We start from the raw sequence: 21168 nt of genomic DNA, 5'->3' as shown, positions 1-21168 counted from the left end.
CTACCTAGTTCTTTAGTGGTTCCGGCTGTTCAGCCTGACACGCCAGAACAGCCTCAATAGCTTTGGCAGACCCGCTGAGATCGAGTTCAACCTCGGTCCCACTTTCACCAATAATCGTAACACTCTGGCGTTTTCCAAACTCGGTTACAAACGCCGGGTTGTCGAAAAAGGCGTAGCCACCGGGCACGCCATTCTTGAAGGTACCCACCGCTTCGCCTTCGAATCTCGCATCACCAAAATCGAACTGTACGATCCCGGTCGCCCCGTCCTCGATTTGAACCCAGGCCGGATTAAAAGCGGCAAAAAAGCCGCCGGCCTGATTGGGTGCTGCGCCGATTTCAACGGTCATGTCATTTTCAAAGGGCTTCCACGCGAGGCAGCCGTCTCCCTTTTCGGGATCAATCAGGATTGTCCAGTCGCCGGATTCACCCCACCGTTCCATACCAGCGGCATGAAGAACGCTTGCACAACACAAAGCCATTGTTGTCAGAACATACCTGTACATTTGGGACCTCAGAACTGTTTTGAAGGTTAGCCCATCCTATCGATCAAGAAAGATCAATCAAACGATACAGAAAAAGCTTTATCAGGACCCAAGTTGTCGGAGCGCAACCGCGAAGCCTGCTTCCTGCTCATAGCCGCATACGCTGCCATTGGAAGGAATGCCCGGTTTGACCAGTCTACTGGACTTTGCAAAGTCCGCTTTCTGCGCATTGCTGTTATTGGGGCATCGCGCAGCATCGATCAAAGTGGGCTCGATGCGGTCGTTTGCAGAATTTTCCTCAAAGTCTGCTCTGCGGACTATACTGCCGATAAGTCAGATTGTTGGGACGTGTGATAACGGCCCATAGCCGACTTTGAGCAGATTGATTGATATCTGCTATCGTACCCGCATTCCGGACATTGGCCACAGCTACACCATTGGCCTCACGGGGTCCGACAGAACAGCGGCTCTGTCAACATCAATCCAAAGGCACACACAGACGGTCCGAAACAGCCTTGTTTTGTAACTGCATTTCAATTCAACTGGAAACAGTGAGTTGCCGACGTGTCGGTTTCACCAGATGGAGAGCGCGAAATGAACCACTCCGGCGATCACCGTGTGTCGAAACCAGTTGGAACGAACCAGGCTCTGGACCGGATCGTCGACGCCATAAACACAATTCCCGAGGGCTTTGCCCTGTATGATTCCGAAGATCGTTTGGTTCTGGCGAACGAGACGTATCGCAAGATGCTGTATCCGGGGCACGAAGATTTGGTGAAACCGGGGATGACGTTCGAACAGGTCGTTCGCAAAGCACTGTCGCTCAACGTGATTGCAGATGCGATCGGACGAGAAGAAGAATGGCTGGCGCAACGGCTGAAACGTCACGACAATCCGGAAGGCACCCAGCTGCAAAGCCGGGCATCCGGGGGCTGGATCAAGATCAGCGAGCGGAAGACCCATGATAACGGAACCGTTGCGATCTACAGCGATGTGACCGAACTAAAGAAGGTCGAAGCCCGCAATGCCGAGCTTGCTCAGATCCCTGAGGAAAACCCCAATCCGGTTATGTGCATCAGCAGCGACGGAAAGCTGCTCTTTGCGAATAAAGCCAGCGACCCGATGTTGAAAGCGTTGAACCTGAAAGTCGGTGCAGCCGTTACAAAAGAATGGCTGGCACGCGTCAGGAAAGGGCTTGAAGAGAACGAAAGGCAGGATTTTGAATGCCATGCTGGCGGCATGGTCTATTCGTTACTTCTCTGGCCAGTGCCGGATGCCAAACATGTCAATATGTACGGGCGGGACGTTACGCAGCTGAAGCGAGCAGAAAAGCGGATGCAAGAACTGGCGCGTATTCCTGAAGAGAACCCTAACCCGGTCTTGCGCATCACCGATAAGGGCAAATTGATCTACGCCAACAAGGCAAGTATTCCACTGATTGAAGCGCTGCAATTGAAGGTTGGCGACCGAGTGGGGACTGGTTGGCGCAAACGAGTCACCAAAGGTTTGAACGAGGATCAACGCCAAGATTTCGAATACGAGGCAGGTGGTCTGATCTATGCCCTGCTACTATGGCCGGTTCCGGAGGGGGGCTATGCGAATATCTACGGTCGGGACATTACCACCCAGAAGCAGGTGGAAAGCGAACTGCGCGTGGCAAAAGACAATGCTGAAGCGGCCAATAAGACCAAGAGCACATTCCTTGCCAACATGAGCCACGAACTCCGCACCCCATTGAACGCGATCATCGGATACAGTGAGTTGATGCTTGAGGAAGCTATCGATCAGAATGATGAGACGAACCTGAGTGATCTTCAGAAAATCCAATCTGCCGGAAAGCATTTGCTTGCCCTGATTAACGACATTCTGGATTTGTCCAAAATCGAAGCCGGAAAGATGGAGTTCAATCTGGAAGCATTCGATGTCTTTCAAATGATCAAAGATGTCGGAACAACGGTGCGACCGCTGGCCGAAAGAAATAACAATACTCTGAAGATTGTGTGCGCCGAGAACATCGGGGATATGGTTTGCGATCTGACCAAGGTGAGACAAGCATTGCTCAACCTTTTGTCCAACGCCTGCAAGTTTACCGAAAACGCTACAATCACGCTGTCCGTCCAAAGATCGAAGGAACAGGATCAGCTGGAATTTTCAGTCGCCGATCAAGGCATCGGCATGTCGCCCGAACAAGTCGACAAAGTTTTCGAGGCGTTCACTCAGGCAGATTCCTCCACTACCCGCAACTATGGTGGTACCGGTCTAGGGCTGTCGATCACCAAGGTCTTCTGTGAACAGCTGGGGGGTGACATTCACTGCGCCAGTACTCTCGGCGACGGGTCAACCTTCACAATTCGTCTTCCGAGCGTCTGCAGAGATCCGTCGGCAGACCCGCTGCGCGAAAGAGGGGAGTCCGCGGACGATCCGGACAGCGGTTCAAACGCGCCACTGGTACTGTTGGTAGATGACGACCCGACGGTGCATGACCTTTTGGGGCGGCGGCTGCGCAGGGAAGGATACCGCGTTCTTGCCTCGACCAAGGGTGACGAAGCATTGGAATTGGCGCGCAAATTCAGGCCTGACGCAATCACCTTGGACGTATTCATGCCCGAGATTGACGGCTGGGCGGTGTTGTCCAAGCTGAAAGACGATCCGGACATGGCGGACATCCCGGTGATCATGCTGACATTCGCAGAGGACCGCACGCGCGGGTTGTCGCTGGGTGCCAGCGAATATCTGGGAAAACCAATCGACACGGTTGCACTTCTGAACGCGCTGAAAGAGCATTGTCCGCCCCGGCCGACGCCCCGCGCTCTTATCGTCGAAGACGAGGCCGTAACCCGCGAAATGATCTGCCGTGTTCTGGGCAAAGAAGGCTGGCAGATCGAGCAGGCCGTCAACGGACTGGACGCCCTTCAACATCTTTCTGCATCCGTACCGGACGTCATTTTGCTGGATCTCATGATGCCCGAGATGGACGGGTTTGAATTTCTGGCGGGGATGAGGAAGAACCCGGACTGGAAAGACATACCTGTCATCGTTGTCACCGCAAAGACCCTGTCAAACGAAGATCGCGCTCGATTGAGCGGCTCGGTCGAGACACTGATCAGCAAAGACGGGGATGAAATTGAAACCATCCTCAACGAGTTGAAGGACATTCTGGTCAAACACCGGCCTGCCCCTGCAAAGGAAACTTAAGTTTTGAACGGCAGCCCAGAAAACGAAGCACAAAACACACAGGCAGTGTGGCTAGCCAATTTGCGACAAAACCTCATCTCTCCGGTCAGCGCCATTGTCGGATTTTGTGAGTTGCTTCAAAGCGAATCCAGGCGGCTGAATCTGGATGAGGTTGTCTCGGATCTGGACCGGATTTCTCAGGCGACAACGGAACTGAAGGCCTTGGTGGATCAGCTTTTGCACCCTGAGATGGCGACGAAGCTGACGGTCAGCGGCGATGAAGGCGTGAAACGGCTTCGCCACGACCTGCGTACACCGATGAACGCGATCAAAGGCTACAGCGAAATGATGCTCGAGGATCTGCCGGATCTGGACGCAGAACATCTTGAGCAGGACTTGCTTGGGCTCTTGGACCACACCGAGACCTTGCTACAACGTATCGGCACACTCTCGGGTTTGTACGGTGATGCCCTCAATTTCTCTGAACCACCACACGAAACGGCCGCGATGTTCGCCAATCTGGCGCGGAGCATGCAGCCCCTGACTTCAATCGCCGATACATCCGGATCTACCGGTGATATCCTTGTCGTCGATGATGCCGAAGCCAACCGGGACTTGCTGGCCCGCCGGTTAAAACTGGACGGGCATCGCGTCTGGACCGCCGACGGCGGCTATTCCGCTCTGGAGAAAATGTCTTGCCAGCCGTTCGATCTGGTACTGCTTGATTTGATGATGCCGGATATCAACGGTTTTGAGGTCTTGGTGCGTTTGAAACAAGATGACGCCCTTCATGATATCCCCGTCATTATGATTTCTGCCCTTGATGAGATCGAAAGCGTCGCGCGCTGCATCGAAGCCGGTGCCGAGGACTACCTGCCCAAACCCTTCAACCCGATCCTGTTAAAAGCCCGGATCAGCGCGGCGCTAGAGAAAAACCGCTGGCGAAAGCGCGAACGCCAGTACCTTGAGATGATGGAAGCGGAAAAGCAAAAATACAAAGACCTTCTGCTTAGCATTCTGCCTCAACAGATCGTGACGCGCCTTAACCACGGCGAGGCTACAATCGCCGACCGCCACAACGACGTCACCGTGCTCTTTTCCGATATCGTCGGCTTCACCGAGATGTCGGCCAGGCTGGCTCCGGCGCAGGTGGTTTCCTATCTGAACCGGATTTTTTCGGGGTTCGACAAAACGGCGACGGAACTGGGCGTTGAAAAGATTAAGACGATAGGTGATGCGTATATGGTGGCCGCCGGAGTGCCGGATGGTCGTGAAGATCATGCCGAGGTGATCGTCGATATGGCGCTCCGGATGCTCGATCAAGTCGAGGCGCTGAACCTTGAAATGGACCACCCGACGCATATCCGGGTCGGCGTACATACCGGGCCGGTGGTTGCCGGTATCATCGGATCACACCGTTTCCTTTACGATGTCTGGGGGGACACTGTTAATTTTGCCAGCCGCCTTGAATCAACGGGCGCGCCGGGCCGGGTGCAAGTTTCTGAGGCCACCGCCAGACGGGTCGAACATCGCTTTGACATCTCTGAACCTGTCGAAACAAGGGTGAAAGGCAAGGGTCAGATTAGAACCTACTATGTCACCCAACGCAAAACGGCGGCGGATTGAGCGGTTCTTCCTCAGGTTGTAGGCAGAAGATTCCCCATCTTGTCTAGCAAACGGCTCAACTCAACCGGTTTGGTGTCGAAGTCGTCGCAACCTGCTTCCAGCGCCTTTTCCCTATCACTGGCCATCGCGTGTGCGGTCAGGGCCACCACCGGAATCGACGCCGTCTCGGGCGCCGCCTTGATACGTCGTGTAGCCTCCCACCCATCAATCTCAGGCAGGCTCATGTCCATCAAAATGATGTCTGGACGTTCTTCTCCAGCCATTGACACGCCTTCCAGCCCGTCCTTCGCAACGACAACATGAAAACCTTTGCGTTCCAACCGGCGCGACAGCATATCGCTGTTCATTTCATTGTCTTCCACCAACAGGACTTTGGTCAAAATTTCCCCCTTGCGCTTCCGCATACTATGAACACCGAATGGCTCAAGAAGCATCTAAACTTGTATTCGAAGGTCGCGCTCTGATGACGGATCGTGCAATCTTTACTGGTCGGTATATTCTTTCATCAACTCTATACCACGCAATAAGTATTTAGCCGACTCAGTTCGACCCGCCCCCATTTGCCAATGATGGGCATGATCCGTAGCATTTTGTTAAGAGGCAGTTCACTTTATGAACCGACGGGAGGTCAAATGACCGCTTCGCGAAAAAAAACCTTCCAATTTGCACCCACAGAGAATGTCAGCTTGCCGCCCAGAGTGACGAATGCTGCTCTCATCATCTATGTCTGCTTTCGGCTCAGTGCAGTCATAGTCGCCAATAAGACGAATGCCCGTTCTGTCCGCAATGGGGACATTCGAACAGTTCCGATTGGAACAGGGACACTTTGATTGTTCAGTTGATTCTATTAGAAAATTGACAGCTTACTTTTCGGCCAAACTCCATTACTTGCCTGCGATTCAGCTGCAGATTTTTTGTTCAACAAAGATCAGTTGTCTGAAAAAAAACAAATCCTCTATTGACCGCAAATTCGGGATGAAATAGACCCGCTCGAGCTGAGCGGGCGTCGTATACTGGCTATTACCTCAGCCTTCCAAGCTGATGAAGCGGGTTCGATTCCCGCCGCCCGCTCCAAGAATTTTTCTCCGACATATAACCTACAAATCGACTATATGTATTCTAATATTGCATTGAAATAGTTTTGAAAGTAGTGACTAAGGCGCTTGCCTTCCAAGCTGATGAAGCGGGTTCGATTCCCGCCGCCCGCTCCAAATCAGCCCCGAAATTCTGCGTCAAATGGCCCTTTTAGGTGGTGTCATATATTGTGGTTCTTGACCCGGCTTGCCGTGGCCGCCAAGAAGCGAACACGAAATCGCGAATATGACGTAAGGGCCAAATATGGCGAACTCTGCCTCAGCCTCTCCCAAGGGCAAACCTGCACCCGGCGCCACGGAAGAGCGCGCAGGATCGCGGAAGATTGGCGTTCTGTCGTCTCTTTGGCCGTTTATGAAGCCGTATCGGGCCCTGATGATCGGCGCGGGACTGGCACTGGTGCTGACAGCCAGCATGACGCTGACCTTGCCGCTTGCGGTGCGTCGGGTCGTCGATAACTTTCGAATTGAAGATGGCGAGCTGCTGGATTGGTACTTTTTGGCGGCGTTGGGTATTGCCGCGATTCTCGCCATCGGAACCGGCATCCGCTATGCGCTGGTGACTCGGTTGGGGGAACGGGTCGTGGCCGATATTCGCAAGGCCGTTTTTGATCGCGTAATCGGGATGAGCCCTGAGTTTTATGAACGCATCATGACCGGAGAAGTTCTGAGCCGCATTACCACGGACACAACCTTGATCCAGTCGGTACTGGGATCATCCGTCTCGATCGCGCTGCGCAATTTGCTGATGTTCGTTGGGGGCTTGGTTCTGATGCTGCTGACCTCTGCCAAATTGACGGGCTTGGTGCTTTTGTTGATCCCGGTGGTCGTGGTGCCCATTCTGGTTCTGGGACGCCGTCTGCGGGTGATTAGCAGGGAAAATCAGGATTGGATCGCGGCCTCATCCGGCAATGCGGGCGAAGCGCTGAGCGCGGTGCAGACAGTTCAGGCCTTTACCCACGAGCAAGCCAGCCAAAAGCAGTTCGGCGATATGACCGAAACCTCGTATATCGTATCGCTGCGTCGAATTCAGACCCGCGCCGTTCTGACGGTTATTGTCATCTTCCTCGTATTCTCAGGCATTGTCGGTGTGCTGTGGATGGGTGCCAATGACGTGCGCGATGGAGTGATGACCGAAGGTGTTTTGATCCAGTTCGTAATTTATTCGGTCATTATGGCCGGCTCAGTCGCAGCCCTGTCCGAGATTTGGAGCGAACTGCAACGCGCCGCTGGCGCGACCGAGCGTTTGGTGGAATTGCTGAATGCTGAGGACACGGTAACCGACCCGGTCAAGGCGGCGTCTTTACCCACACCTGTCCTGGGTGAGATACGTTTTGAAGATGTGACCTTCCATTATCCGGCCCGTCCGGATGTCGTGGCATTGGATCATCTGACGTTGTCGATCCAACCGGGAGAAACAGTGGCTTTTGTTGGGCCATCGGGTGCAGGCAAAACGACGGTCATCCAGATGATCCAGCGGTTCTACGATCCGGACGCAGGCCATGTCCGCCTGGATGGTGTTGATCTGCGCGATCTCGACCGGTCCGATTTCCGGCAGCACATGGCACTGGTGCCGCAGGACCCAACCATCTTTGCAGCCTCGGCTCGTGAAAATATTCGGTTTGGGCGTCTGGACGCCACTGACGCCGAGGTTGAGGCAGCAGCGCGCGCAGCCGCAGCAGATGAATTCATTTCGAAACTACCCGAAGGGTATGACAGCTTTGTCGGCGAGCGTGGTGTAATGCTGTCGGGTGGTCAGAAACAGCGCATCGCGATTGCCCGTGCGATCCTGCGAGATGCGCCGGTTCTGCTGTTGGATGAGGCAACTTCTGCCCTGGATGCCGAAAGCGAACGTGCAGTACAGGGAGCGGTTGATCAGATGCGGGCAGGACGCACCACATTGATCGTGGCCCACCGTCTTGCGACAGTCAAAAAGGCGGACCGGATCGTGGTGATGGAGGCCGGTCAAATCGTGGCTCAAGGCACGCATGAAGATCTGGTCGATCAGGATGGCCTATACGCTCGTCTGGCGCGTTTGCAATTCACCGACGGTGTCGCAGCGGAATAGCCTGACGTCGGGGAAGTCATTTTTGCGCCGCTGCGTAATTCTACAAATTTGGGCGTGGCCCCTCTAACCCGTCGCTTGCACCTGCGGGGTTTTGCTTCCATCTTGTTCTGGAAAAAACCGCGCAAGACGCGGGAGAAAAAACAGGGAGGAGTCACATGGCCTTTGTGGGTTTGGAAGACAAGGCGAGAATGGAGCAGGAAATGCCGTGGGAGGATCGGGACGTTCCGGTCACGTTCCACCAGTTGCTGTCACGTACGGCAAGCAAGTTTCCGAACAGTAATGCGGTCAGCTTTCAACTTATGTCTGGTCCGACAGACAAGGCAGAGACGCTGACCTGGTCGCAACTTCTGGGCAAGGTCAACCAGGCTGCCAATCTCTTCCGGTCGTTAGGGGTCGGTGAGAAAGACGTGGTGGCATATGTGCTGCCTAACTGTAACGAAACGCTGGTCACCATGATGGGCGGCGCGGTTGCAGGGATCGTGAACCCGATCAACCCGCTGCTAGAGCCCGAGCAGATCGCCGCAATCCTGCGCGAAACCGGCGCCAAGGTGGTTGTGACGTTGAAATCCTTCCCAAAAACGGATGTGGCGCAAAAGGTCGAAGAGGCAGTGCGCCACGCGCCCAACGTCAAAACCATTCTCGAGATTGACCTCAACCGCTATCTGACGCCGCCAAAATCCTGGCTGGTGCCGTTCCTGCGCCCAAAAATGGGTGACAAGGAAAAACTGGCCCATGCGGATTACAAGAACTTTAATAAAGAATTGGCCAAGCAGCCAACAACGCTGACCTTTGAAGACGGCAAGGAAGATCGCGTTGCCTGCTATTTCCACACCGGCGGCACAACCGGCATGCCTAAGGTTGCACAGCACAAATACTCGGGCCTCATCTACAACGGCTGGCTGGGGAGCACTCTGTTGTTCTCGGACGAAGACGTGATCATGTGCCCACTGCCCATGTTCCACGTTTTTGCCGTGCACGTGATCATGATGGCTGCTGTGTCGTCAGGCGCCCATGTGGTATTCCCAACGCCTGCAGGATATCGCGGCGACGGTGTTTTCGACAATTTCTGGAAATTGATCGAGCGTTGGAAAGTAACGTTCATCATCACCGTACCCACAGCGATTGCTGCCAAGATGCAGCGACCCGTGGATGCGGACATCTCAAGCGTGAAAACGGCGTTCTCAGGTTCAGCACCTTTGCCCGTCGAACTGTTCCGCCGGTTCGAAGAAGCGACCGGTGTGACCATCGTAGAAGGCTATGGGCTGACCGAAGCTACCTGTCTGGTTTCCTGCAACCCGGTGGACGGGGAAAAGAAGATCGGCTCGATTGGTATTCCGTTCCCATATACGGATGTCAAAATCCTGCAGGATGGCCCGGATGGGCCAAAGGAATGTGCCGCCGACGAAATTGGTGAGATCTGCATATCGAACCCGGGGGTTTATGCGGGCAATACCTATACCGAGGCGGACAAGAACGTAGATCTGTACCACTTCGACAAGTACCTGCGTACGGGCGATCTGGGTCGGTTTGACGAGGATGGCTACCTGTGGATCACAGGTCGCGCGAAAGATCTCATCATCCGTGGTGGTCACAACATTGACCCGGCTGAAATCGAAGAAGCCCTGCTGGGGCATGATGCCGTCGCCTTTGCCGGTGCCATCGGGCAGCCAGATGCCTATTCGGGCGAAGTGCCTTGCGCCTTTGTCGAACTGGTCGATGGTGCCTCGGTCTCCGAGAAAGAACTGATGGATTATTGCAACGTCCATGTCCATGAACGCGCGGCGCAACCCAAGCATATGACCATTCTGGACGAACTGCCCAAAACCGCTGTCGGAAAGGTCTTTAAGCCTGAGCTTCGCAAACAGGCGATCACGCGCATTTATAACGGCGCGCTGGAGGAAGCGGGGCTTGAGGCACGGGTCGTGTCAGTCATCGACGATAAAAAGCGCGGACTCGTTGCGCAGCTTGACGCGAAGGGCTCCTCAGAGGACGATGTCAGCAAAGTGCTGGGATCGTTCACCCGGCCGTGGGAGTGGGCTGCCTGACCGGGAGAGAGCATGGATTATGAACGTCTGATTGATGAAGAAACCTGGGCGTTCATAAAACGAACGGCTGAAAGCTATCCCGATGATGCGGTCGAACAGTCGATCGAAGATCAACGCCGGGTGTACGGCACGATGTGTCGCGACTTTCGCCAACCCCGCCCGCAGGGGGTCGAGACTGAGGACAGGCAGGCATTTGGCGTGCCTGTCCGTGTCTACAATGCGGGTCAGCCGACGCGAACCGTCACTTATTTTCATGGTGGCGGATTTGTTGTTGGAGGTCTGGACAGCCACGATGATGTTTGCGCCGAGATCTGCGCGCAGACTGGATATCGGGTTGTGGCTGTGGACTACCGTCTGTGTCCCGAACATGTCCACCCGGCGCAGTTTCAGGACAGCTGGAATGCGACAAACTGGGTGGCGCAGGAATTCGGCGACCCGATTGTCCTTGCGGGTGACAGTGCCGGTGGCAACCTGGCGGCCGCAGTCGCCCAATATGGGCGAGGTAAGTTGGACCATGTGCTGGGTCAGGTCCTGATCTACCCAGGTTTGGGTGGTGACAGCACGAAAGGGTCGTATATCGAGCACGCCCACGCACCGCTTTTGACGCTGGATGAGATTCAGTTCTACGAAAAAGTGCGTTGTGGTAGTGATATCCCGCAAGATGATCCGACCTTCGCGCCGCTTCACGACACAGATTTCTCGGGTCTGCCGCCGACCGTGGTGGTGACTGCAGATTGTGATCCGCTGCGGGATGATGGCGCCGCTTATTGCGACAAGATTTCCGCCGCCGGAGGGCAGGCGCATTGGATCAACGAACCGGGCCTCGTCCACGGCTATCTGCGCGCGCGGACCAGTGTAAAGCGCGCGGCAGACAGTTTTGAGAGGATTTCGGTCGCGATCGAGGCGCTGGGCCAGCAGATCTGGCCCTACGACTAACCCGTTACTTCAAGAAAGACTGTGCCTTCATCGTTTCAGCAATGGGCGCGCCCATGCGGTTCAGGATCGTGGGCGCTAGTTGTAGCTGATCGATCACCGTGTCGGCCTCGGGGCCTTCCGCGTCGCCAAAGTAGTACAGTGCCGTTTCCTGTTGCAGCGGGCTGCGCCCGCCGTGATGCCCGCGTTCGTCCTGACCGTGATCGGCGGTCACGATGACCTCATAGCCTAGTTGCCGCCAACGCGGGATGAAGGGGGCCAGCATCTCGTCTGCGACGAAACAGGCGTGGTCCATCTCCTCGCAATCATGGTAGAAACGGTGCCCCATACTGTCCAATGTGCAGGCATGCAGCAGGCCGTAATCCAGCCCATGACGCAGGCAAAGGTTGGTCAGAGTGGCATAGAGATCCACGTCGGACGGCGTCATCTGATTGGCTTTGCCATAGCCGGTCATGGTGTGAAAGCGGCCGTGGTTGATTGTCTTGCTCTCAGGCTCATCATATTCGATGTCGCGGACGTAATCGAACGGGTGGCGGTTGAAGAACTGTGACCAATAGCTGTGGGTGACCGCACCGGTTACACCACCAGCTTCACGGACCTGGCTGAAGACGTCCTGATGGCCTAGGCGAAAGACATTACCGTTGCCGGTACAGCCATGTTCCTGCGGAGTGACACCGGTGTGGATCGAGGCATAGCAGCTGGCGGACGTGGATGGCAAAACAGCGCGTAGTTTCCACACGCGCGCCTCACCGCTGTCGACCCAACCTTCAAGGTTACCGAACAACCGTCGGAAATTGCGCCACGGTACACCGTCCAGAATTATGAGTAGAAGTTTGCGGTCCATGTCATTGGCCTTTTGACTAGATATTTCAGGCGACCCTAGGGGATTCGCAATCAGGGGCCTGCCCGTTCGCGCCCCCAATAGCAAAATCCCGACACCTGTCTTTTTACAAGGTGTCGGGATTTCAATTTTTTACCGTATGGTCACGGAAAGGGCAGGGATCAGTTCCCGGCGCTTTCCATTTTGCGGTGGGCGACGACCTCTTCCAGCCAGCCCAGATGCATCTCGGGGACCGAGCTGAGCAGCAGGTCGGTATAGTCGTCGAACGGCGGGCTCAGTACCTCGCTTTTCGACCCGTAGCGAACCACGCGACCCTGATACATCACTGCGATACTGTCGCTGATTGCGCGCACCGTTGCCAGATCGTGGGTGATGAAGAGGTATGCTACATCCTCGATCTTTTGCAGGTCCAGCAGCAGCTTGAGGATGCCGTCCGCAACCAGAGGATCAAGCGCCGAGGTGACCTCATCACAGATGATCATCTTGGGCTTGGCCGCCAGTGACCGCGCAATGCAGACACGCTGTTTCTGACCACCTGACAGTTCCGCCGGATAGCGATCGATGAACTTCTCGCCCAGCTCAATCTCATCCAGCAGCTCAACGATCCGCTTGCGCTTTTCGGCGCCACGCATGTTGAAGTAGAACTCCAGCGGGCGACCGATGATCGTGCCAACGGTCTGGCGCGGGTTCATTGCCACGTCAGCCATCTGATAGATCATCTGCAGCTCGCGCAGGTCTTCTCGTGTGCGGTTCTTCAGGTCTGGTGACAGCTTTCGCCCGTTAAAGGTGATCTCACCATCACGCGGCGGCAACAGGCCCGTGATCACACGTGCCAGCGTCGACTTACCCGAACCGGATTCACCCACAACCGCCAGCGTCTGCCCTGGATGAAGCTCGACATTGACGTTGTGCAGCACGTCGAAGTTCAAACCCTTGTAGCGTGCGGTGATACCGTCAACGCTAAGCACCGCATCCGGTGTTGGCTTTTTTTCTTCGTGCTCGATAGAACGCACCGAGACCAAGGCCTTGGTGTAATCTTCCTTCGGGTTGTTGATGATCTGATCGGTACTGCCGTATTCGACGGTGTTACCCATCCGAAGAACCATGATGTCATCACTGACCTGTGCGACAACGGCGAGGTCATGCGTAATGTACAGCGCAGCAACGCCAGTATCGCGAATGGCCTCTTTAATCGCCATCAGAACGTCGATCTGGGTCGTCACGTCCAGAGCTGTGGTCGGTTCATCAAACACCACCAGATCAGGCTCGGGGCACAGGGCCAGTGCTGTCATACAACGCTGTAACTGACCGCCCGAGACCTGGTGCGGATAACGATCACCGATATTGTCCGGATCGGGCAGACCCAGCTTGGCGAAAAGTTCCCGCGCACGGCCTTCGGCTTCCTTGCGTGAAAACTTCTTGTGCTCGACCGCAGCTTCGACAACCTGATCCATGATCTTCTTGGCCGGGTTGAATGACGCGGCGGCGGATTGCGAGACATAGGCAACCTCGCCACCACGCAGATTGCGGATATCGCTGTGCGGAGATTTCAGAATGTCGCGCCCGTTGACCCAGACTTCTCCTCCGGTCAGTTCAACGCCACCGCGGCCATAAGCCATGGACGCCAGACCGATGGTCGATTTACCGGCACCGGATTCGCCGATCAGCCCCAGCACCTTGCCGCGTTCGAGGTCGAAATCGACCCCGTGCACAATCTCGATGTCATGGGGCTTTTCGCCCGGTGGATATACAGTCGCGCCAATCTTGAGGCCACGGACCTTGAGAAGGGTATCACTCATCCCCGGCCTCCTTTCAGCGATGTGGTACGGTTTAGAACCCAGTCAGCCACGAGGTTGACCGAAATGGCTAGCGTCGCGATGGCCACAGCAGGGTAGAGCGCCGCGCCGATGCCATAGACGATCCCGTCCTTGTTTTCCTTCACGATGCCGCCCCAGTCCGCCAGCGGCGGTTGGACGCCAAGGCCCAGGAACGACAAGGTTGAGATAAACAGAACCATAAAGATGAACCGCAACCCGAATTCGGCCACCAGAGGTGACAGGGCGTTTGGCAGGATTTCCCGGAAGATGATCCAGCGCCGACCTTCACCGCGCAGCTTTGCGGCCTCGACATAGTCCATCACGTTGATGTCTACAGCAACCGACCGTGACAGTCGGTAAGGACGCGTCGCGTCCAACAGTCCCATCACAAGGATCAGGATTGGAACGGTCACCGGAACAATTGCCAGGATAACCAGTGCCAGGATCAGCGTCGGGATCGACATGACTAGGTCAACTGTCCGGCTGAGTGCCTGATCGGCCCAACCACCCAGCACGGCAGCCAAAAGGCCCAACGAAGTGCCGGTGACAAAACTGAGGATCGTAGCTGCTGCAGCGATAAAGATAGTCGTGCGACCACCGTAGATCATACGTGTCAGCAGATCGCGCCCGATGTTGTCCGTGCCCAGCAGGTGTTCAGCGCTGGACGGTTCCCACACATCGCCTACCACTTCGGCCATACCGTAGGGGGCGATCAGCGGGGCTGCAAAGGCTATGAAAAAGTACAGCCCGGTGAAAAACAGACCGATGGCGGCCGAAATAGGAATATTCTTCATCATTTCGGATGCCTCAGTCTTGGGTTGGCAAGGATGGACACAATATCGGCAACCATGTTGAGCCCGATATACACAGCGGCAAAGACGACGCCGCAGGCCAGAACGACCGGCACGTCACGTTTTGTCACCGAATCCACAAGGTATTGTCCCATGCCGGGATACACGAACACCACTTCGACAACGACGACGCCCACAACCAGATAGGCCAGGTTCAACATCACAACGTTGACGATAGGCGAAATCGCGTTGGGAAATGCATGGCGTGCAATGACCTGAAAATTGGAAAGGCCTTTCAGTTCAGCAGTTTCGATATAGGCCGACTGCATCAGGTTCAGGATCGCAGCGCGGGTCATTCGCATCATCTGCGCCAGAACCACCAGTGTCAGAACGAAAGCAGGCAACGCGATTGCATTTAGCTTTTGCCCGAATGACATCGTGTCGTTGATCATTGCGAGCGAAGAAAACCAGCCCAGTTTTACTGAGACGAAATAGATCACCACATAACCGATCAGAAACTCGGGGATCGAAACCGTTGTCAGGGTGATGGCTGAGATAAGCTTGTCAGGCCAGCGGTTGCGGAAACGGACGGCGAGAAGGCCCAGAAAGATAGCAAGCGGCACGGATACGACAGCTGCGGCACAGGCCAGGAAAAGGGTGTTACCCAAACGTTTCCCGATGCTTTCCGCGATATCTAGTTTGTTGGTCAAAGACTGACCCAGATCGCCCTGCAGGATGCCCACCAACCATTCGAAATAGCGGGTCAAAGCGGGACGGTTGAGGCCCATTTCCTCGCGCAGGTTTGCCAGCGCCTCGGGGGTTGCGGATTGGCCAAGGACCGCTTGCGCAGCGTCCCCGGGCAGGGCTTCAGTGAGGCCGAAAATCAGAGCCGATGCACCGAAGAGAAGAAGGAGTCCCAGCGCAAGGCGCTGGGAAACCAGTTTGATGATTGGATGCATTAACTGTGGGCCCTATCAGGAGAACCACATTTTGCGGGACATGTTGCCATTCATCATCTCTTGCGTCGGGTCGCTTTCCCAACCTTCGAGCTGATTGGTGACGCCTTCGACAAAATCGTTGAACATCGGGCAGATCAGACCACCCTGGTCGCGGACCATCATGCCCATTTTGCTGTAGATGTCCTTGCGTTTGTCGTTGTCCAGCTCTGCCCTTGCTGCGAACAGCATTTCGTCGAACTCCGGCACCTTGAAGCGGGTGTCGTTCCAGTCGGCACTCGACAGATACGCAGTTGCGTACATCTGATCCTGTACCGGACGGCCACCCCAATAGGATGCGCAGAACGGCTGAACGTTCCAGACTTCGGACCAGTAACCATCGTTCGGCTCGCGCTTGATTTCCAGCGGGATACCGGCCTGAGCCGCGCTTTGCTGGAAAAGGGCTGCTGCATCAACGGCTCCAGGGAACGCGCCATCTGCAACACGCAGAATGATCGGCGAACCATCATGGCCCGACTTCTTGTAGTGCTCAGCGGCCTTTTCAAGGCTGAATTCGCGCTGCGGGATCGAGCCATCGAACAATGGGTAGGCCGCGTTGACGGGCATGTCGTTACCGACGGTGCCGTAGCCGCGCAGAACCTTGTCGACAAGTTCTTGACGGTTGATGGCATGCTTCAACGCCAGACGTAGTTCGTTTTGATCGAACGGCGCAGTGTCGCAGTGCATGATGAACACATAGTGTCCACGACCAGCTGTGGAATGAACGGTCAGGTTCGGCGCGCGACCCAGCAGATCGGCAACCTTAGGTTCAACGCGGTTGATAGCATGGACCTGACCCGACTGCAGCGCAGCTGTACGGGCGGTCGCGTCATTGATGACGATCACTTCGACACTGTCGAAGTTGCCGAAATCGGGGTTCCAGTGGTTCTCGAACTTGCTGTAGAGGTGACGTACGCCGGGCTCGTTTACTTCGACCTTGTACGGCCCTGTACCGATGCCAGCACCAGGATCATCCATCCCACCATCTGGCTGAATGATCAGGTGATAATCGGCCATCAGATATGGCAGGTCGGCGTTCGGTTCGGTCAGAGTGACCTGGAAATTGTCACCATCGGCCTTCATCGACTCGATGCCTTTCATGATGCCCAGGGCACCTGACTTGGAGTCTTCGTTCGAGTGGCGCTGCATGGTCTTCAGCACGTCTTCGCTGGTCATGGTCTTACCGTTGTGGAACTCGACGCCCTGACGCAGCTTGAAAGTCCAAACTTTGGCGTCCGCGCTGCCTTCGACAGATTCCGCCAAGCGCGGCTCGATCGAACCGTCGGGCGCAACTTCCACAAGTTGGTCACCGAATTGTTTGCCGTTTTGGAATGGCACTGAGCTGGCATAGGTCGCGGGATCCAGCGAATTGGTGGATTCGCCGCCCTGCAAGCCAAATTTCAGGTCGCCGCCTTTTTTCGGTCCTGCCGCGCGTGCCGCGTCAGCGAACATGGTGCTGGCCATCGCTGCCGACACACCCAGAGCCGCCGCTTTCCCCATGAATTCGCGGCGGGTCAGTTTGCCCGCAGTGACCTGACCGGCCATGTGAGTGAGTTGTTCGTTCATTTAGTGATCTCCCAGTTGATTGGATTTCAGCCCTTCTCGGGCATTTTTATTGACGCATGAGTCAAGTTAGGCGCATTTCGGTCTACCGAGCAAGGGCAAATGTCTGACCTTTGGCCACCAAAATATCACATCTGGTTTCGTGGAACGGCGTCCTCCGTTTTTTTAGAGAATACCAAAGTTTCGTTTTCAAAAGCACTTATCTGCGCCTTGAGGAAAAAGTTCTCGCGATCCGACCACATTTCGCAGGAGGTTTCAGTGCGCAGATCAATCCCGCCGCGACTGATCTCTTGTGTCCAATGGCACTGCCCGCGAGCGGAAAGCGGGTCGTCAGGGTGGATGGTCCAGCGTTCAGATGCTGTCCCACCATAGGTCAGCCCGTGGTGATTGTTCACTACACGACCGAAATCGTCTTCGATGATCAATTGGGTTTCACCCGAGTTCATATCTGTCTCGACCCGGCGAGAGTTGCTGCTGTTCCGCAGAGTTGTCACGTCAATCGGGGTGTCAGAGTCGGGCGGTTTGAACACATGTTCATCCTCACCCGGGGTTGGTCGGTTCGGGATCATGATCTTACCACCTGTCAGGTGCAATTCGACAGGCTCGGGTGAGGGCCAGATCAGCGGCCAGTACGCGCTGGATATAGCCACTCGCACGCGATGCCCTTTGGGAACACGATAGGCGATGTGATCCAGATCCAACGAGATTTCATACGAGGTTCCTGGCGTCAACGGAGTTGGCTTCGCGTGGCTGTCACGGTGCGACAGGTTCAGAACGCCATACGTAATCCGGGTCGAAGCCCCGTCTGGGTGAATGTGGTTCAGCCGCACGGCAATCTGTGCTTGCGGGCGGTCGGCGCTGACATTCAGGCAAATGCGCGGTGCACCGACTATATCCAGGTCTTCCGATAAAGGCGGCCCATCGAAACAGGCGGACACCGCATCATCGGTGCGCTGATCACCGGGCATATCGGGGCCCAGCCAAATGGCGCAATACTCACCGCCGTCCATCCCACAGGTTTGAGGCGAACAAACCCGCGTATCCAACGGTTCATCTTGTCCAAGTCCCGCGTTGGACAGGTTCAAGGTCAGGTTGGACAGATGTGAGGTTGCGCCGGTCTGTTCGCTGATCCAGCGCCCCGGTCTGTCGTTGTACCATCGATGTGGACGGACCCCGTCCATCAGATACGCCCGGTAGTCGGGGTCGGTTTCAACTCCGCTATCCAGACCTTTCAGCCAATGATCCCACCAGCGTAAGGCCTCTTGCAAAAAACCGATCCGCGGTTCCGGGACTGCAAAATGCGGGTATTTGTGCACCCACGGCCCGACGATTCCCTTAACCGGCGCGCTAAGCTGTTCAACCAGCAGCGGCACAGTATTTTTGTAGGCATCGCCCCAACCGCCAATGGCCAGCGTCGCCGCCCGGATCGCGCTGAAATCCTCGCAGACAGAGCCATGTTGCCAATAGGCATCGCGTGTCTGGTGACGCAGCCAGACCGAAGGCAGAAACGGCTGATTTCCCAGACGTTCAAGCCATAACTCACGCCAGTTCGGGCGTAGTTCCGGGTCGGGCGCGCGGGATGAATAGGACCACATGGTCGCGCCCCAGCCCAAGTTTTCGTTCAGTAGGCAGCCGCCCTTGTAGTGGATGTCGTCGGCATAGCGGTCGGCGGTTGAGCACAGGGTTATGATCGCCTTCAAAGAGGCAGGCTGCAGGGCTGCGACCTGCAACGCGTTGAAACCGCCCCAGCTGATCCCCATCATCCCAACCGCGCCTGAACACCACGGCTGATCCGCCAGCCACCGAATTGTTGAGACGGCATCATCCAGCTCTTGCTGAGTGTATTCGTCTTCCATCAACCCTTCGCTGTCGCCGTTGCCGCGCATGTCCACACGAATGCAGGCATAGCCGCGTTTGGCAAACCAAGGATGGGTCAGGGCATCACGCGTCGCTGTACCGTCCCGCTTGCGATAGGGAAGAAACTCCAAAATGGCCGGAACGGGGTTGCTGTCTGCATCCACCGGACGCCAGACACGCGCTGAAAGGCGACACCCGTCGGGCATCACTATGCCGACATCCGGTAAGTCTTCGATATCGCATAGCGAATTGAGCGAGCGCGTCATTGTGGAAGTGTCACGGTCTTTTGCGTTTCCCGGTGTTTGAAAATCGTCAATTCATCGCCTGATTGCGACAACAAGGTCCATCACGTTTGTTCCGGTCGGACCTGTCACCAACAAAGCGCCGGCGGCGTCCAGAAAACTCCCGCTATCTGCATTCTGCAGGGCATGCTCAGCTCCGTCGCCCCAGGTCGTGCCGTCAACAACCGCTCCGGCGGCATTGGTCGGGCCATCGGTTCCATCTGTTCCGCCAACGACCAGCGTCAGACCCGAGGTCCCGGCTATTTCACGGGCCAGCGCCAGAGCCAGCGCCTGATTGCGCCCCCCGCGGCCCGGCTGATCTGGCAACACAACCGTAGGCTCACCGCCGAACACCATGACACCCGGGGGCATATCCCTCAGGCGTTGTCCCAGTTGGGAAGCGACGTGCAAGAAGTCGTCGTGCAGGCATTCTTCATTGGCCAATACTTGCAGGCTTTCACGACGCGCCAAATCTGCTGCCGTAGATCGCGCATGAGCGTTCGACGCAACAATCCGGGTCACGGCGTCAAATTCGTAAGTTTCGGGCAAGGCACCGATCCCCGATCCGATGACATTCAGATCATCCCCGGGAACGTCCGAGATTGCCAGAACGGTGGCTTTTGCCCCTTTGAAATGGGCCAGCAGCCCACCGCCCTTTATCCGGGACAGCTTGCGACGCTCGGCATTCATTGCGGTGATATCCATCCCTTCGGACAGCAGCCTGCCGTTCAGCTGCTCCAGATCACTTAGAGTGTTTCCCGGCAGCAAATCCTCAGCTAGGGATGAGGCTCCGCCCGAAACCAGAAGCAGCACATGAGAATTGGGTGCCATAGCCTCGATCGCCGCCCGCAGGGCGCGACCGCCTTCAAGGCTGCGCGCGTCCGGAACGGGGTGTGAGGCCTCGATCAGCTGAACATGTTCCAGCAGACCGCGTCCGTGATCATCCTTTGTGACCACCAGCGTAGGACGCGGGCCGAAATGTTCCAATGCCGCGCTGGCCATTGCTGCGGCTGCCTTGCCGACTGCCAAGATCTGGTCGGGCGTTGGAACCCCATCCAGAACAGCTTTGGTGGCCCTTTTTCCGTCAACCGCATCAACGCCAGCCTGCCAAATGCGAATTGCCTGTTGCTTCTGATCCATCAGCTTTCCATCCAAATCGTGACCGGTCCGTCATTAACCAGCTCTACCGCCATGTCGGCACCGAATTGCCCGGTTTCCACGGCCAAACCATGCGCCTGCAACCGCCGCGCAAACTCTTCATACAAGTGCTGCCCCTCATCCGGGGGCGCAGCCTCGGAAAACCCCGGTCTGTTCCCGCGCGACGTATCGGCGGCCAGCGTAAACTGGCTGATCACCAGCGCCGAGCCACCAACATCCACCACAGAGCGGTTCATCTTGCCGTTTTCATCTTTGAAAATGCGCAACTTTGATACTTTGGCCGCAAGCTGGCCTGCCTTTTGTTCATCATCGCCTTTCATCGCACAGACCAGGATCATCAAACCAGGGCCAGACTGTCCGATCGTTTGTCCATCAACCGAGACCTTGGCCCGGGAAACCCTTTGTAGCAGTGCGCGCAAATCCGCTCTCCGTTTGGTGACGTGG

General features: G+C 56.0%; 15 protein-coding genes and 1 tRNA gene. 6 read left to right on the top strand and 10 right to left on the bottom strand.

Annotated elements, in window-relative coordinates:
• Positions 1-4: 4 nt before the first annotated feature.
• Entirely contained in the window at positions 5-505 is a 501-nt protein-coding gene (locus tag GOW92_RS05995) for a hypothetical protein (protein ID WP_170558835.1), read from the bottom strand.
• A gap of 573 nt (positions 506-1078) precedes the next feature.
• On the opposite strand from GOW92_RS05995, the gene GOW92_RS05990 reads away from it, so the two are divergent.
• Both GOW92_RS05990 and GOW92_RS05985 read left to right on the top strand, forming a co-directional pair.
• Positions 1079-3679: a response regulator gene (locus GOW92_RS05990; protein WP_217356501.1), complete on the top strand. Its 2601-nt coding sequence runs from the start codon at positions 1079-1081 to the stop codon at positions 3677-3679.
• A gap of 3 nt (positions 3680-3682) precedes the next feature.
• Positions 3683-5284, top strand: a complete 1602-nt coding sequence (locus tag GOW92_RS05985) for an adenylate/guanylate cyclase domain-containing protein (protein WP_170558831.1) — start codon at positions 3683-3685, stop codon at positions 5282-5284.
• A gap of 11 nt (positions 5285-5295) precedes the next feature.
• On the opposite strand, the gene GOW92_RS05980 is transcribed toward GOW92_RS05985, so the two are convergent.
• On the bottom strand, positions 5296-5664 hold the full coding sequence (locus tag GOW92_RS05980; RefSeq protein WP_170558829.1) for a response regulator: 369 nt from the start codon (positions 5662-5664) through the stop codon (positions 5296-5298).
• Positions 5665-6283: 619 nt separating this feature from the next.
• Here GOW92_RS05980 and GOW92_RS05975 point away from each other — a divergent pair.
• From GOW92_RS05975 to GOW92_RS05960, 4 genes are all read left to right on the top strand, one after another.
• Positions 6284-6358: transfer RNA gene (locus GOW92_RS05975), tRNA-Gly, on the top strand.
• A 264-nt stretch (positions 6359-6622) separates the two neighbouring features.
• Positions 6623-8443, top strand: coding sequence for an ABC transporter transmembrane domain-containing protein (locus tag GOW92_RS05970; RefSeq protein ID WP_170558827.1), 1821 nt, complete (start codon positions 6623-6625; stop codon positions 8441-8443).
• 155 nt (positions 8444-8598) lie between these two features.
• On the top strand, positions 8599-10488 hold the full coding sequence (locus GOW92_RS05965; RefSeq protein ID WP_170558825.1) for an acyl-CoA synthetase: 1890 nt from the start codon (positions 8599-8601) through the stop codon (positions 10486-10488).
• Between the two features lie 12 nt (positions 10489-10500).
• Complete coding sequence (locus GOW92_RS05960) at positions 10501-11424, top strand: alpha/beta hydrolase (protein ID WP_170558823.1); 924 nt, start codon at positions 10501-10503, stop codon at positions 11422-11424.
• A 4-nt stretch (positions 11425-11428) separates the two neighbouring features.
• On the opposite strand, the gene GOW92_RS05955 is transcribed toward GOW92_RS05960, so the two are convergent.
• From GOW92_RS05955 to dtd, 8 genes are all read right to left on the bottom strand, one after another.
• A complete protein-coding gene (locus GOW92_RS05955; RefSeq protein ID WP_170558821.1) occupies positions 11429-12265 on the bottom strand; it encodes an alkaline phosphatase family protein in 837 nt (278 codons plus the stop codon).
• 158 nt (positions 12266-12423) lie between these two features.
• Positions 12424-14061 carry an ABC transporter ATP-binding protein gene (locus GOW92_RS05950; protein ID WP_170558819.1) on the bottom strand — a complete coding sequence of 546 codons (1638 nt, stop codon included), beginning with the start codon at positions 14059-14061 and terminating at the stop codon, positions 12424-12426.
• Positions 14058-14873 carry an ABC transporter permease gene (locus GOW92_RS05945; protein ID WP_170558817.1) on the bottom strand — a complete coding sequence of 272 codons (816 nt, stop codon included), beginning with the start codon at positions 14871-14873 and terminating at the stop codon, positions 14058-14060. Before GOW92_RS05945 ends, GOW92_RS05950 begins: the two co-directional genes overlap by 4 nt.
• The gene (locus tag GOW92_RS05940) at positions 14873-15829 is read right to left on the bottom strand and encodes an ABC transporter permease (protein WP_170558815.1); all 957 of its coding nucleotides are present in this window, start codon (positions 15827-15829) and stop codon (positions 14873-14875) included. Before GOW92_RS05940 ends, GOW92_RS05945 begins: the two co-directional genes overlap by 1 nt.
• A gap of 15 nt (positions 15830-15844) precedes the next feature.
• Complete coding sequence (locus tag GOW92_RS05935; protein WP_170558813.1) at positions 15845-17431, bottom strand: ABC transporter substrate-binding protein; 1587 nt, start codon at positions 17429-17431, stop codon at positions 15845-15847.
• A gap of 125 nt (positions 17432-17556) precedes the next feature.
• Positions 17557-19551, bottom strand: a complete 1995-nt coding sequence (locus GOW92_RS05930) for a CocE/NonD family hydrolase (RefSeq protein ID WP_170558811.1) — start codon at positions 19549-19551, stop codon at positions 17557-17559.
• Between the two features lie 51 nt (positions 19552-19602).
• Positions 19603-20706: a glycerate kinase type-2 family protein gene (locus GOW92_RS05925; RefSeq protein ID WP_170558809.1), complete on the bottom strand. Its 1104-nt coding sequence runs from the start codon at positions 20704-20706 to the stop codon at positions 19603-19605.
• Positions 20706-21143 (bottom strand): D-aminoacyl-tRNA deacylase, encoded by a 438-nt coding sequence (dtd, locus tag GOW92_RS05920; protein WP_170558808.1) that lies wholly within the window; start codon positions 21141-21143, stop codon positions 20706-20708. The genes GOW92_RS05925 and dtd overlap by 1 nt, the downstream gene beginning before the upstream one ends.
• Between the last annotated feature and the right edge of the window lie 25 nt (positions 21144-21168).

This window comes from Ruegeria atlantica, from assembly GCF_013032505.1.
GTDB classification, from domain to species: Bacteria; Pseudomonadota; Alphaproteobacteria; order Rhodobacterales; family Rhodobacteraceae; genus Ruegeria; species Ruegeria atlantica_F.
This window is presented reverse-complemented; position numbering and strand designations above follow the sequence as displayed.

What these genes read in the sequence shown, in the direction of transcription:
- GOW92_RS05995 (WP_170558835.1), bottom strand. Translation starts at nt 505, where the DNA reads ATGTACAGGTATGTTCTGACAACAATGGCTTTGTGTTGTGCAAGCGTT.
- GOW92_RS05935 (WP_170558813.1), bottom strand. Translation starts at nt 17,431, where the DNA reads ATGAACGAACAACTCACTCACATGGCCGGTCAGGTCACTGCGGGCAAA.
- GOW92_RS05930 (WP_170558811.1), bottom strand. Translation starts at nt 19,551, where the DNA reads ATGACGCGCTCGCTCAATTCGCTATGCGATATCGAAGACTTACCGGAT.
- GOW92_RS05965 (WP_170558825.1), top strand. Translation starts at nt 8,599, where the DNA reads ATGGCCTTTGTGGGTTTGGAAGACAAGGCGAGAATGGAGCAGGAAATG.
- GOW92_RS05990 (WP_217356501.1), top strand. Translation starts at nt 1,079, where the DNA reads ATGAACCACTCCGGCGATCACCGTGTGTCGAAACCAGTTGGAACGAAC.
- GOW92_RS05955 (WP_170558821.1), bottom strand. Translation starts at nt 12,265, where the DNA reads ATGGACCGCAAACTTCTACTCATAATTCTGGACGGTGTACCGTGGCGC.
- GOW92_RS05945 (WP_170558817.1), bottom strand. Translation starts at nt 14,873, where the DNA reads ATGAAGAATATTCCTATTTCGGCCGCCATCGGTCTGTTTTTCACCGGG.
- GOW92_RS05960 (WP_170558823.1), top strand. Translation starts at nt 10,501, where the DNA reads ATGGATTATGAACGTCTGATTGATGAAGAAACCTGGGCGTTCATAAAA.
- GOW92_RS05940 (WP_170558815.1), bottom strand. Translation starts at nt 15,829, where the DNA reads ATGCATCCAATCATCAAACTGGTTTCCCAGCGCCTTGCGCTGGGACTC.
- GOW92_RS05925 (WP_170558809.1), bottom strand. Translation starts at nt 20,706, where the DNA reads ATGGATCAGAAGCAACAGGCAATTCGCATTTGGCAGGCTGGCGTTGAT.
- GOW92_RS05970 (WP_170558827.1), top strand. Translation starts at nt 6,623, where the DNA reads ATGGCGAACTCTGCCTCAGCCTCTCCCAAGGGCAAACCTGCACCCGGC.
- GOW92_RS05950 (WP_170558819.1), bottom strand. Translation starts at nt 14,061, where the DNA reads ATGAGTGATACCCTTCTCAAGGTCCGTGGCCTCAAGATTGGCGCGACT.